Raw genomic sequence first — 13959 nt, 5'->3', positions numbered from 1 at the left:
GTGTTTTATGTGCATCGCAGCATGAAACGATCGAAATCCGAACATTTTTCAAGTTGATAAATCCCGATGTTCGGCGCTTTTTGCGGCCGTCCGGCGCAGCTCACATTATCGGTGAGTATAAGCGTTCGGTTTATAAATGCTTCTTTGGGAGGAAGTCATGAAAGCGTTCCACTTCACCAGTTCCGCGATCGCCCTCGGGTTCGCCGCGCTCAACGCTTGGCCGGCTCTGGCGCAGGATAGCACGGCTGCCTCGCAGGCCGCTGCTGATGCCGCCCCCGACACGGGTGAGATCGTCGTTACTGCGCTGCGCCGGGATCAGGCGCTGAGCAAGGCGCCCGTCGCCATTGCCGCCGTCGGTGGCGAGAAGCTGATGTCCGAAGGCGTAACCAGCGCGAAAGACCTGCAGAACGTCATTCCCAACGTCCAGCTCGGGCCGGCGGGCTTTGCCATTCGCGGTGTCGCCAGTTCGGACTTCTCGGAAAAAGGCGATCCGTCGACCGCCTATAATCTGGATGGCGTAAATATTGCCCGCCCGACCGAGCAGACGCTGACCATGTTCGACGTCAGCCGGGTCGAGGTGCTGCGCGGGCCGCAGGGTACGCTTTATGGCCGGAACGCCACCGCCGGCGTCATCAACGTGATCACCAACCGTCCGACTCAGAAGTTCGAGGGGTCGGGATCAATCGAATATGGCAATTACGACACCGTCCGCCTCAATGGCATGGTCAACGCCCCGATCACCGACAGCATCGCCTTCCGCCTGGCAGGCGCCTACAATAATCATGACGGTTTCACCGAGACCCATGACGGTCATGGCAAGCTGGACGACCAGAATGATTTCGGCCTGCGCGCCGGCCTGCTGTTCGACATTGGCAGCGCGACCACGCTGTTCGTGTCGGGCGATTATGAGCAGTCGCACACCAATGGTCAGGCTCGCATTGCCGTGGAGCGCGCTGTCGCCCAGGATGACGATCACAGCCTGCGCTACCAGAATCCGGGCGTCGACACCTATAGCCGCTTCAATTCAGGCGGCGTCACCGCCGAACTCAATTCGGACCTCGGCTTTGCCAAGCTGACCTATCTATTCGGATGGCGCAAGTCGACCTGGCGGGAACGGGCGAGCCGCAACGATATTCCGGCGGATGCCAGCGTCCCGAATGGCGATTTCATCTCCTACCAGAATCACCAGCAGGATTCGCACGAATTGCGTCTTGCCTCACAGGGGGCCGGTCCGCTGTCCTGGGTCGTGGGCGCCTATTATTTCCATGAGAAGACCTATACGGCACCGATCCTGGACTTCGTGAACCAGGGCTTCACGCTCAGCTACGACCTCAATGCCTCGGCCAAATCCTATGCAGGCTTCGGGCAGGCCACCTATGAGGTGACGCCGGGCATTCGTGTGACCGGCGGCCTGCGCTATACCAAGGACAGCAAGGATCGCACGGGGACGCAATATTTCACGCTGAACGCGCTCGATCTGACCTTCCCGTCCAATTATGACGGCCATTATCCGGGCGGTGGCATTTCCGGATCGCGCTGGACCTGGAAGGGCAGCGTCGAAGGCGACATCAGCGCGTCCATCCTGGCCTATGCCAGCGTGACGTCGGGCTACAAGGCGGGCGGCTTCAACGACGGCAGCCCCGCTGACGTCAGCTCGGTGCCCTTCTATTACAAGCCGGAATCGATCATCTCCTACGAAGCCGGCATCAAGGGCACGGCGCTCGATCGCGCGCTCTATTTCAGCCTGACGGGCTTCTATTACGACTATCAGGATCTACAGCTTGGCCTGGTCAAGACCACCGGCGGCGCGGTCACGCTCAATGTGCCCAAGGCGAAGGTCAAGGGCATCGAGCTGGAGGGCCATTATCGTGTCGGCTCCGGCACGAAGATCGACTATTCGCTCGCCTATCTGGACGCGACCTATGGCGACTTCCACCCGCTGGAGAGCGATCCGACGATCAATTTCAAGGGCACGCCGCTCGACCGCTCGCCCAAATGGACGGGTCGCGTCGGCGTGACGCAGGACTTCCCGTTGGCCAATGGCGGGCGGATTTCCGGCAGCGCGGCACTCAAATTCTCCAGCTCCTATTTGGTGACGGACAACAATACTGCGAACCAGATAAAGCAGGGCAGCTATACCCGTACCGACCTGCAGCTTGGCTATTTCGCGCCGGAAGACCGCTGGTACGTCCAGGCTTACGCCAAGAATGTGGAAAATAAGCGGCTGCTGGGCGTCTACGAGCTTCAGTCCTTCACCCTGTCCGATCCGCGCCAGTATGGAGTGCGAGCGGGATTCAAATTCTGATCGGGGTCAAAGCCTCTCCCCGGAACGCCTGCAGGTCATGCCGGCGGGCGTCCCTCTCTTGCTACTGGAATTGAACGACCCGATGGACAGGCAGTTTGATGTGATCATTGTGGGTTCCGGCGCGGCCGGCAGCTTCGCCGCAATGGGCCTCACCGAACAGGGGCTTGATGTTCTGCTGCTGGAAGCGGGCCGGACGATCACTTCTGATGATTTTCCCGTCAACCTCTCCGGCCCCAAGGAAAAGGGCGTTCAGCTCTGGGCCCGCATCCGGGCGTCGGTGACGGGTCAGCCGCTCCAGTCGCGCGTGGCGCTCTATGCGCAGCAGCAGCGCCATCTGTTCGTCAATGACAGCGATCACCCCTATAGCACCGACAAGGATGCGCCCTTCCTCTGGATCCGGGGCAAGCAGCTGGGCGGCCGGCTGCATACGTTCGGGCGCGTGCTGATGCGCTGGTCCGACGGCGACTTCAAGGCGGCGAGCCGCGACGGTTTTGGCGAAAACTGGCCGATCGCCTATGCCGATCTTGCCCCATATTATGCGCGCGTCGAGGAGACGCTGGGCGTGCGCGGTTGCCCGGAAGGCGTGCCAAGCATCCCCGACGGCCATTATGCCGGCCCGTCGAAGCTGACGGCGGCCGAGCGCGACTTCAAGCAAGCGACCGAGCAGCACTGGCCGGGCCGCAAGGCGACCTCCTGGCGCTATATGCCGCCCAATATCAAGCGCGTGCCGGTGCCGATCCTGAAGGCGCAGGAGACGGGAAAGCTCACGATCCGTTCGGACGCGATCGCCCGCCGCATCCTGACCGATCCGGCAACAGGCGCGGCGACCGGCGTCGAATTTGTCGACGCCAGCAGCAGGCAGGTCGAAACCGTGCGCGCTGGCGCCGTCATGGTCTGCGCCTCCGCCATTGAATCGGTGCGCCTGCTGCTGAATTCCGCAGGCGGCAAGCATCCCAACGGCGTCGGCAATAACAACGACATGCTTGGTCGCTATTTCATGGACCAGATGCCGTCCATGATCATGGGCACGGTGCCGGGGCGGACCGGCTGGGAAGCCGATGATACGGTGGCGGCCGATCCCTTCTACGGAGTGGGCGGCGGCGTCTATATCCCGCGCTGGGAAAATGTCCTGTCGCAGACAAATGGCGATTTCCTGCGTGGCTATGGCTATCAGGGGACGATCGGCCGCCTCTTCTCGCCCGAGGGCAAGGCCGCCAAGTTCGGCATCATGGGCTTTGGCGAAATGCTGCCCAATGCCGACAACCGCATCAGCCTGAACGGATCGCGCAAGGACAAATGGGGTATCCCCATCCCGCATATCCGCTGCAAGATGGGCGACAATGACGTCAAAGTGCTGCGCGCCCAGTCGAAGGCGATCTTCGAGATGGCCGAAAATGCAGGTCTGGAAACGGAGTTCGTCGGCAACGGGCTGGGGCTGGAGGAGTATGGGCGCGGGATCTTCCCCGACGCCGACTGGTTCAGCCGGATGCTGGTGCGGTTGAACTTTACCAAGAGCATGGCGATGGGCGCCGCGATCCACGAAAGCGGCGGCGCGCGCATGGGCAACGACCCGGCGACATCGGTGCTGAACGGGGATAATCAGGTCTGGGACGCGCCGAACCTGTTCGTGACGGACGCGAGCAGCTTCATGACCGGCGGCACCAGCGGGACGACCCTGACCATCATGGCGCTCAGCCTGCGGGCGAGCGCGCGTGTCACAAGGCTATTGTCGGCGGGACAGGCCTGATCCTGCGACGCGACGGAGAGAATTTATGCCAGGGATCATAGCAGGCGCACAGACGGAATTGAGGCCGGTCGGGTTCGGCGAGATGGGGGGGCGCGTGCCCTTCCTGCTGGCCCGGCTCAGCCTGGTGACGCTGGTCGAATTCATCGTTTTCGGCGCCTGGTTCGCAACGCTGGGTCTGGTGCTCGCGAGCAACGGGCTCGATAGCATCATCGGTCCCGCCTATCTGATCAGCGCGATCGCGGCGATCCTTTCGCCCCTTTTCCTGGGGGCGCTGGGCGATCGCTATCTTGCGCCGCGCAACGTTCTGGCCATTGCCCATGCCGTTGGCGCAGTGCTGCTGGCGCTGCTGCCGCATGCAATAGGGTCGCATAACGCCCCGCTGACGCTGACATTGATCTTCGTTTATATGTGCAGCTTTCAGCCGACGCTGGGCCTCATCAATTCCATCTCGCTGACGCTGCTGGGCGAGAACCAGAAGCATTTCCCCTATGTCCGGCTGTTCGGCCCGCTCGGCTGGGTGGTAGCGGGACTGGCGATCGGCTGGCTTGGCCTGTCGGCTTCGACCGGCCTTTTCTATTTCGCGGCGATCTTTGCGGTCATCACCGCCATGTCCGCCTTCACCCTGCCGCGCACGCCACCACCGGCCAAGGGCGCGCGCTTCTCCCTAGGTGACCTGATTGGCGTCAAGGCGCTGATACTGTTCCGCAACCGCATCTTCGCTGTGCTGATGATCTGCACTTTGCTCACCTCGATCTCGCTGGGCGTCTATAACAGTTTCGCGTCGCCCTATCTGGCGGTGCTGGGCATCGACAATGTCGCTGGCGTGCTGGCACTGGGGCCGATTTCCGAAGTGGTGTTCATCGGCACCATTCCTTGGGTTCTGGCGCGCATCGGCATGAAATGGGCGTTGTTCTTCGGCATGCTGATGTGGAGCGTGCGATTTGCGCTGCTGCTGCTCGCGGCGAAAGGCGGTATGCCCTATGCGATCGGCGCGGTGGCGTTGCACGGCATATGCAACGATTATTTCATTGTCGTCGCTGCCATGTTCATCGCCCGCATAGCCCCGGCCGAACTTGCCGCGCAGGCACAAGGCTGGCTGATCCTGATGGTGTCGGGCTTTGGCGCGGCGATTGGATCGGCCGGTTCCGGCGCCATCTACGGCGCCTATGTCATCCCCGCCATGGCCAGTCAGGGTGCATCCGCCTGGTCCCCCATGTGGGTGGGGCCGATCGGTATGGCGATTATCACCTGCCTGTTGTGGCTGACGCTGTACCGACCGGAACAGGCGAAGCCCGCATGACGGAACTACCCTCCATCCTTCTTCGACAGGATCATAGGCATGTTTGATAATTATCTGATCCGCGCCGACAGTTTGCGCAACGATGTCATCGACGGCGAGATCGTCGGTTTCCAGATGGCGGTGCGCATCGCCAATTACCGCGGCGTCTATCTGTCGCTGCACACCGGCTATTTTCTGGAAGTCGACGGCCTGCTCTACCCGCGCGAGGCGCAGAGTTTCGAGGTGAACGGCAAGCCGCCGCGCGGCTTTGATGAGATCAAGGCCGCCGTCCGAGAACATTGGGACTATGACGACGAAGCGATCCTGCACATCCGTGCGCCCGGTGGACTGTCCGCGGGCGCGCATGTCGTGCGTTTCCAGCAATGCGTGATCGCCGCCTATGGCTATCTGCCGACCGACGAAGCCTGGGTGAAGGAACCGCCGACGCCCGGCACCGGCGCAGGATCGGACAAGACGCCGCAGATCATCACCTATCATCTGACACTCACCGAAACGGCGGAGGCCTGACATGAAGACCGGTGTTTCGCTCTACAGCTATCAGCAGTCGCATTTCTTCAAGGAACTGACGCTGGAGGACCAGATCCGCGAGGTCAGTGAAAATCTGCCCGGCGCCGACGGGATCGAGATCGTTGACGAAATGTCGCTGCGCTACCCCGATCCAGGCGACGCATTCGTGGTGCAATGGTTCGATTGGATGGAGCGTTACGGCACGGTGCCTGTGTCCATGGACGTGTCCTTCGACGTATTGCAGTTCCGCGATCATGTGATGGATCATGACGAGGTGGCGGAACGGCTGCGGCATGACATCCGGCTGGCGCATCGGCTCGGCTTTGCCAATGTCCGCGTGCTTTCCACCTGTCCGTTGGACGTGATGGTGAAGGCGTTGCCGGAGATCGAGCGGCTGGGCATGCGGCTGGGCAAGGAAGTGCATCAACCCATGGCGCTGGAAGGGCAGCAGGTCACCGAGATCATCGACTATGCCGAAAAACATAGCACCAACGCGATCGGCATCGTGCCCGACTTTGGCATTTACGGTTTTCGCCCCAGCGAAGTGCTGCTCGCCCAATATGAGCGGCGCGGCGCGAAGCCGGAGGCGAGCGCGGCCTCGGTCGAACTTTCCGCGCTGCTGCGCGCAGGGCAGGGGCCGTTCGACTTTGCCGATATTGCCAAGCAGACCGCCGGCAATCTGCGCAGCGAATACAAGCGATTCCTGACCAGCGGCGAGGCTATTACGGCGCTCAAGGGGCCGTTCGAGGCGCTGCGTGCCTTCGCCGACGCCCGCGTGCTGCAGGCCAGCGAGCTCGACTATATCGTCGTTGCCGAAGCGATCATGCAATCGCACACATCCTTCGATACGCTGCGCCAGCTGGTGCCGCATGTCGTCAGCTGTCATGGCAAATTCAACAATATGTCGGAAATTCCCGGCCGCCCCGGTGAATATCAGGACATGGCGATCGATTATGAAGGCACGATCAAGGCGCTGAAGGATGGCGGCTATACCGGCTACATCAACACCGAATATGAAGGGCAGCGCTATTCGCAGGATCGCAGCCGGGCGGAGATGATGGACGAGGTGGAGCAGGTCCGCCGCCATCATGAGATGCTGAACCGCCTGATCGCGGCCTGATCGCATGAGCCATGCCGCCCGCCTGATCGCTTATGTCGGCTCCTATGGCTGCGCGCCCGGTGCGACAGGCGGGGGCATCTATGCGCTCGCCGTCGCGGCGGATGGCAGCGACCTGCGCCTGTTGTCGCGTGTCGAAGAGCCCAAGGAGGCGGGCTATCTGGTCTATGCGCCGGAGACGCGGACGCTTTACGCGGTGGACGAGCGCAAGACGGATGGGCGCGGCCCGGTCGATCCACCCGCTGCCGTCCACGCCTTCGCTGTAGAAAGCAACGGTGCCCTGCGCTTTCTCAACAGCCAGAATGCGCCCGGACCGCGTCCGACCTTCCTCGATTACCATGCCGGCAGCCGGTCGCTGGTCTGCGCCAATCATGGCGATTTCCAGCATGTCGAGAAGGTCGTGCGCCTGCCCGATGGCGGTTGGGGCACGGACTATGTCTATGACGATTCCACCCTGCTGCTCTATGGGCTAGAGGCGGACGGGTGCATCGGCGCGCTGCGCGACGTCCAGGTCTTTGACGGCCATGGCCAGGACCCCAATTTCTCGCCGCAAAATGGCGGCCATGCGCAGGCCAGTTCGCACGCTCATTGCGCGGTGATCGATCCGTCAGGCCGCTATGTCATCGTCTGCGACAAGGGCACCGACTGCATCCACAGTTTCCGCCTCGGCGACCGGCTGGAGCCGGCCGCGACCTTGCAGATGGCGCCGGGAACCGGGCCGCGCCATATCGCCTTCGACGTGACGGGCGGTCATGCCTTCGCAACGCTGGAGTTTGCGTCGGAATTGGCGGCACTGCGCTTCGACGCGGAGACGGGCGCCTTTACGCCGATCGACCGCGTCTCGACGGTCGCGAGCGATCCCGGCCGCGTCAACGAACCCGCCGATGTCCGCATCCATCGGCGAAGCGGCTGCATCTATGTCAATAATCGCGGCGAAGACAGTCTTGCCTGGTTCGCCTTGGACGGAGCGAAACTCAGCCGGCGCGGCGCCGTGCCGCTTGCGCCCTCGATCCATCCGGGACTTGCCGCGCGCAGTTTTGCTTTCGATCCGACGGGCGCGTTGCTGCTGGTCGCCGATCGCCCGGCGCATCTCGTGCGCGCCTATGCGGTCGATGCGAACACAGGCGCGCTGTCGCCACTGACGGATATCGCGCTGTCCGATCCCGCCTTCATTGCATTCGTCGAACTCGATGCAGCGCCCCCGTGTTCAGGAGACATTCCATGACCACCGTTTCCGGCCGACCCCTTCGGGTCGCAATTCTGGGCGCCGGCATGATCGGCGAGGTCCACCGGCGCGCAGCCCTGCTCGCCGGCGCGGAGCTCGTCGGCGTGATGGCGTCCTCGCCCGAGCGGTCGGCCGAGGCCGCCGCCAAATGGGGCGTGCAGGCGATCGGTTCACTCGATGATCTTGCTGCGCTCGAGCTGGACATGGTGCATGTCTGCAGCCCCAACAATCTGCATGCCGCCCATGTCGAGGCGGCGGTCGCCGCAGGCGCGCATGTGATCTGCGAAAAGCCGCTGGCCGTGGGTACGCAGGAGGCGCTGCGCCTGCACGCGCTGGCCGCCGATGCAGGCAAGGTCGCGACCGTGCCCTTCGTTTACCGCTTCCACCCGCTAGTGCGCGAAATCCGCGCGCGGCGCGAGGCCGGCGAGTTCGGCGCGTGGCAGCTTCTGCACGGCAGCTATCTGCAGGACTGGCTGCTCTCGCCACAGGCGACGAGTTGGCGCGTGGATTCGGGCGCGGGCGGTCCTTCGCGGGCCTTTGCCGATATCGGATCGCACTGGTGCGACCTCATGGAATTTGTGACCGGGGAACGGATCGCGTCGGTCATGGCGGCCATGACCATCACTGTGCCGGAACGCCCGGCCGCTTCGCATCGCAGCTTTTCCGGTGGCAACACCGCGGGGCCGCTGGCTAATGTCGATACCGAGGATGCCGCCACGATCCTGTTCCGCACCCAACGCGGCGTATTGGGCAGCGCGGTGATCTCGCAGGTGTCGGCGGGTCGCAAGAATCGGCTTTGGTTCGAGTTTGACGGCGCCAGCAAATCGGCCGTGTTCGATCAGGAAACGCCCGAGACAGTCTGGCTGGGCAGGGAGGGATCGATCGAGATCCTGCAACGCAGTCCGGAGCAGGGGGCGGCCGACGCCCGTCGCCTCTCCAGCCTGCCCCCCGGCCATGCGCAGGGCTATGCCCAATGTTTCGAGAATTTCGTGGCGGACAGCTATGCCGCCGTCCTGGGCGAAGGGCCGGCGGGACTGCCGACCTTCGCCGACGGCCTGCGATCGGCGCGGATCATCGATGCGGTCATCGCGTCGGCGCAAAGTGGCGCATGGGTCGATGTGCCTGCCGAACCGCAGAATTGACGGACGAGAAGGAATAACATCATGTCGACAGCTGCGCTTCCCGTCACGCTCTTCACTGGCCAATGGGCCGACCTGACCCTGGAAGAGGTCGCCCGCCTCGCTTCTGAATGGGGTTATGACGGGCTGGAGGTCGCCTGTTCGGGGGAGCATCTCGACGTCTGGCGCGCGGCGGAGGACGACGCTTATCTCGCCGATCGGCGCGCGATCCTCGATCGCCATGGCCTGAAACTCTACGCCATCTCCAATCATCTGACTGGACAGGCGATCTGCGATAACCCGATCGACTTCCGTCATCAGGCGATCGTGCGTCCGAAAGTGTGGGGCGACGGCAACGCCGAGGGCGTGCGACAGCGGGCCGCTGAGGAGATGAAGCTGACCGCCAAGGTCGCGCGCAAACTGGGCGTCGATACGGTGGTCGGCTTTACCGGGTCGAAAATCTGGCCCTATGTCGCGATGTTCCCGCCGGTGCCCGACGCGGTGATCAAGGCGGGGTTCGAAGATTTCGCGAACCGCTGGAACCCGATCCTCGATGTCTTCGACGGCGAGGGCGTGCGCTACGCGCATGAAGTGCATCCGGGCGAAATCGCCTATGACTACTGGTCGAGCGTGCGGACGCTGGAGGCGTTGGAGCATCGCAAGGCGTTCGGCTTCAACTGGGATCCCTCGCATATGATGTGGCAGAATATCGATCCTGTAGGGTTCATCTGGGACTTTCAGGACCGCATCTATCATGTTGATTGCAAGGATACGCGGCTGCGCCCGCGCAATGGTCGCGCCGGTGTGATGGGGTCGCATCTACCCTGGGGCGATCCGCGCCGGGGCTGGGATTTCGTGTCGACTGGCCATGGCGATGTACCATGGGAGGATAGTTTCCGAGCGCTGCGCGCGATCGGCTATGCCGGGCCGATCTCGATCGAGTGGGAAGATGCCGGCATGGACAGGTTGCATGGCGCGAAGGAAGCGGTCGGCTTTGTCCGCTCGCTGCTGTGGGATCTGCCCGCTGCCCGCTTCGACGCTGCTTTCGCGCAAAATCAGGAATAAGACGACCGCCTTTCAGGTGAATGTCTTGGCGTCCCGCGATCTGCACGCCGCGGGGCGCCGCCCATCAGGCCGATTGAGCCAGTGCCGCGGTCAGCTTTTGCAGAAACAGCGCCTGCGGCTCAGACGGCGCATGGCGTTTCAATGATATGACCCCGATCTGCCGTTTGGCATCGGGGAAATCGGATGGGATCACGGCCAGCCGCGTCGTCAGCGCCCGCAATTGACGCGCCGAATAGGTCAGCAGGCCGATGGCATCGCTTTCCAGCACCATCCGCTCGGCGAGCGGAAAGGTCACCATCTCGCAAATCTGGAGCGGCGGCGTCATGCCATGTTCCAACAGCACCGCCTCGAAATATTGCCGTGTCGGGGTGCCGTGCGGGCCGACGATCCAGCTATGATCGACCAGTTGCTCCAGGCTGACCGGACCTTGGGTCAACGCATGGCCGGGATGCGCGACGATCGTCAGATGTTCGTCGAGCAGCGGCAGTTCGGCGAGCGTGGCGGACGCGTCGCTGCCCCGCAGCGGTCCGATGATGAAGTCGATCTCACCCCGTCGCAACGCGTCGGTCAGCGCGGCATAGCTGCCGGTCACGCCCTGCAACCGGACATGCGGATGATCGCGCAGTATCTGCGCGAACACCTGGACGATGACATCCTGCTCGGAAAAGGGAAGCAGACCCACAGCGATGCGCCCGGTCATCTCGCCGGTCAGCGCGCCGAGCATTCCGGGGATGCGGTCGGCATCATTGTGCAACTGGTCGCGCAGTCGGCGCAGGATGGCGGCGGAGGGCGTTGCCGCCATGCCCGCCGCATTCCGGGTGAAGAGAGCATGGCCGACGGCGGCATTGGCCTGAGCGAGCGTCCGACTGATCGTCGGCTGCGATACACCAAGTCGCGCGGCGGCGCCCGAAGCGCTGCCGGTCGTTCGCACGGCATCGACGGCATCGAGCAGGAACCAGCTCAGATGATAGCCAAGGTCGGTGCCGCGCGTTCCGGCCGGCTGCAGTTCTTTCTGCGCCGCTGTGATCGCCGTCATCATGCGCCGCGCATGGGCGATCACGACGGCGCCGGCCGATGTCGGTTCGGTTCCGTTCCAGCCGCGCTGGAATAGTCTATGGCCCAGTTGCCGCTCGGCTTCCGCCACTTGCCGCGACAGGCTGCTCTGGCTGAGGTTGAGCTGCTGGCTGGCGCGCGCCAAGCTCGCCTGCTCGGCGATTGCGACGATCGTGCGCAACTGCTTGATCGGTAGAAGGGGGGGGCGGTCGCTTGCCATAGGTTCTGGTCACTTTCACCATTATACCTATTCTGCAAGGATAGTTTTGCAAATTGCATAACCCGACTGCCGGCCCAGACGTTAGATGTATGCGATGCACTAGCCACGGTGATGCGATCCGCTCGCCTGCGCATGGGAGAGGTCATGCAGGACAAATATCTCGACGCCGTCATCGTGGGACGGCGTCATCTGACTGGCAGGATATCGGAATTTCTGATCGGCGCAGCCGATGGTGCAGCCCTGCCGCTTGCCGAGGCCGGCAGCCATGTCGAGATGCGCTTCGGTGGCGCGCAGGGACGTTTCCTGCGCCATTATTCGGTGGTCGGCCCGCTTTCGCCCGATCAGGCGCCCGAACCCTTCTGGCGCATCGCCGTGCAACGGGAGGATCGCGGGCGCGGCTCCGCCTTCATTCATGACAATCTGATCGTCGGATCGCAGGTCCGGGTTTCGCGCCCGCTCAACGCCTTCCGCCTGTCACGACATCGGCCGCATCAACTGCTGGTCGCGGGCGGAATTGGCATCACGCCGATCTTCGCCATGGCCCGCTCGCTGCTAACCCGGCATGAAGCATTTTCCGTCTTCTACGCCGGGGTGGATCGCACCGCCATGGCATATGCCGACGAACTGGAAGCGCTGTGCGGCAACCGTCTGACGCTGCATGAGTCCCGCACCGCCGGCCTGCCGGATTTGGACGCACTGCTCGCTGCGCAGCCGGAAGGCACGCAGGTCTATGTCTGCGGCCCGCCCGCTATGATCGATGCTCTGGTCGCCGCCGCCGCGCGGCGGGGCTGGGATCCCGCACGTATCCGCTTCGAGGTGTTCAACGCCGCCCATAGGCCGGAGGATTCCGCCTTCGAGGTGAGGTTGAAGGACGGTGCGACCATCCCGGTCGGCGCCGGCACGACGATCCTCGACGCGCTGGAAGCGGCCGGGGTCGAAACCTTTGCCGACTGTCGCCGGGGCGAATGCGGCCTGTGCACCACCGATGTCATCGGCTGCGACGGCGCGCTCGATCATCGCGACCATTTCTTCAGCGACGCGGACCATGAGGCCGGGCGGCAGGTGACGATCTGCTGTTCGCGCATCACCGGTCGCGTGCTGGAACTCGACATCTGACATTGCAGGGAAAGGACAGGCATCATGGTCACGACCGCATCGCCGCAGCAGAAAGAACATGACATCTTCGCCGCCATGGCGCCGCACGACGCCGGCTCCTTCGCGAACAACCGCACGCCTTTGATCCGCAACTGCTGGTACGCCGCTGGCCGCGCGAGCGAGATTTGTCGCGCGCCGCTGGCCCGCAAATTCCTGGGCGTCGATGTGGTGCTTTATCGAACCGAGAATGGTGATCCCGTCGCGATGCGCAATCGCTGCCCCCACCGGTCCTTCCCGCTGGCGCGCGGCAAGCTGGTCGGCGACCGGCTGGTCTGCGGCTATCATGGCATGGAATTCGGATCGGACGGCGTGTGCGCGCATATGCCCGCGCTCCCGCATGTACCGGCGACCGCTTCGGTCAAGACCTTCCCGATCGTCGATCGCGGGCCGCTGGCCTGGATCTGGATGGGGTCCCCGGACCTGGCTGACGAAGCGCTGATTCCCGACACCTTCTGGCTCAGCGATCCGGCCTGGGGGACCGTCTCGGGCGATTTCCATATCAAGTCCGACTATGTCGCGATGCATGAAAATCTGATCGACCAGACCCATTTCCCATTCCTGCATCCCGATACGGTCGGAACGCCGGAATATGCCCGGTCCAAGCTCACCGCCTCGACCGAGAATAATCAGGTCGTGATCCGTCGCGAGTTGCGCAACGCGCCACCGCCCGGCGTCTATGGCAAGCCCGCCAACATCATGCACAAACTGGTCGACCGCACGTCGGAAGCGCGCTTCGTGTCCCCTGCGCTGCACACCGCCTATGCCCGCGTCAGCGTGGCCGATCCCGATCCGGGTGAACCCAGCCTCTATCGCTACAACATCACCCATGTCTTCACCCCGGAAACGAATGATTCCATCCATTATTGGTGGTTCAACTCGCGCGACTATCTGCCCGGCGATGCCGCCATCGACACGTTCATGCTGGAAGCCCACACCCAGGCCTATTCGGAGGATGTGGAAGCGCTGGAATGGATCAACGAAGTGGTTCGCACTGATGGTGAGGAACAGTTTGACCTGAGTTTCGCGCCCGACAAGCCCGGCCTGATGGCGCGACGCGTAATGTATCGCCTCGCCATGGCCGAACAGGGCTGACACGATCAGCGCAGACCTTTCCGCAATGGTCGGCGCCTCCGCATTTTGATCAGAT

Annotated in this window: 11 protein-coding genes; 10 read left to right on the top strand and 1 reads right to left on the bottom strand. The window is 63.2% G+C overall.

Annotation, left to right across the window (positions count from 1 at the left end; genetic code table 11):
- The first annotated feature begins 157 nt into the window (after window positions 1–157).
- From JQK15_RS21750 to JQK15_RS21715, 8 genes are all read left to right on the top strand, one after another.
- Window positions 158–2305 carry a TonB-dependent receptor gene (locus JQK15_RS21750; RefSeq protein ID WP_214867828.1) on the top strand — a complete coding sequence of 716 codons (2148 nt, stop codon included), beginning with the start codon at window positions 158–160 and terminating at the stop codon, window positions 2303–2305.
- A gap of 100 nt (window positions 2306–2405) precedes the next feature.
- A complete protein-coding gene (locus JQK15_RS21745) occupies window positions 2406–4052 on the top strand; it encodes a GMC oxidoreductase (RefSeq protein WP_353047249.1) in 1647 nt (548 codons plus the stop codon).
- 25 nt (window positions 4053–4077) lie between these two features.
- Window positions 4078–5352: an MFS transporter gene (locus JQK15_RS21740; RefSeq protein ID WP_214867824.1), complete on the top strand. Its 1275-nt coding sequence runs from the start codon at window positions 4078–4080 to the stop codon at window positions 5350–5352.
- 39 nt (window positions 5353–5391) lie between these two features.
- Window positions 5392–5859: a C-glycoside deglycosidase beta subunit domain-containing protein gene (locus JQK15_RS21735; RefSeq protein WP_214867823.1), complete on the top strand. Its 468-nt coding sequence runs from the start codon at window positions 5392–5394 to the stop codon at window positions 5857–5859.
- A 1-nt stretch (window position 5860) separates the two neighbouring features.
- Window positions 5861–6979, top strand: a complete 1119-nt coding sequence (locus JQK15_RS21730) for an IolE/MocC family protein (RefSeq protein WP_214867821.1) — start codon at window positions 5861–5863, stop codon at window positions 6977–6979.
- 4 nt (window positions 6980–6983) lie between these two features.
- On the top strand, window positions 6984–8201 hold the full coding sequence (locus tag JQK15_RS21725) for a lactonase family protein (protein WP_214867819.1): 1218 nt from the start codon (window positions 6984–6986) through the stop codon (window positions 8199–8201).
- Window positions 8198–9343, top strand: a complete 1146-nt coding sequence (locus JQK15_RS21720) for a Gfo/Idh/MocA family protein (RefSeq protein ID WP_214867816.1) — start codon at window positions 8198–8200, stop codon at window positions 9341–9343. The genes JQK15_RS21725 and JQK15_RS21720 overlap by 4 nt, the downstream gene beginning before the upstream one ends.
- A 21-nt stretch (window positions 9344–9364) precedes the next feature.
- A complete protein-coding gene (locus tag JQK15_RS21715; protein WP_214867814.1) occupies window positions 9365–10384 on the top strand; it encodes a sugar phosphate isomerase/epimerase family protein in 1020 nt (339 codons plus the stop codon).
- A 64-nt stretch (window positions 10385–10448) separates the two neighbouring features.
- Here JQK15_RS21715 and JQK15_RS21710 read toward each other — a convergent pair whose 3' ends face one another.
- Window positions 10449–11657, bottom strand: coding sequence for a LysR family transcriptional regulator (locus JQK15_RS21710; protein WP_214867812.1), 1209 nt, complete (start codon window positions 11655–11657; stop codon window positions 10449–10451).
- Window positions 11658–11801: 144 nt separating this feature from the next.
- Here JQK15_RS21710 and JQK15_RS21705 point away from each other — a divergent pair, with 144 nt between their 5' ends.
- Both JQK15_RS21705 and JQK15_RS21700 read left to right on the top strand, forming a co-directional pair.
- Window positions 11802–12773 (top strand): PDR/VanB family oxidoreductase, encoded by a 972-nt coding sequence (locus tag JQK15_RS21705; RefSeq protein WP_214867810.1) that lies wholly within the window; start codon window positions 11802–11804, stop codon window positions 12771–12773.
- Window positions 12774–12797: 24 nt separating this feature from the next.
- Window positions 12798–13904, top strand: a complete 1107-nt coding sequence (locus tag JQK15_RS21700; RefSeq protein WP_214867808.1) for a Rieske 2Fe-2S domain-containing protein — start codon at window positions 12798–12800, stop codon at window positions 13902–13904.
- The last annotated feature ends 55 nt before the right edge of the window (window positions 13905–13959 follow it).

Source organism: Sphingobium sp. BHU LFT2, from assembly GCF_018604485.1.
Taxonomy (GTDB): domain Bacteria; phylum Pseudomonadota; class Alphaproteobacteria; order Sphingomonadales; family Sphingomonadaceae; genus Sphingobium; species Sphingobium yanoikuyae_A.
Note: the sequence above shows the minus strand (reverse complement) of the source record. Positions and strands in the feature narration are given on the sequence as shown.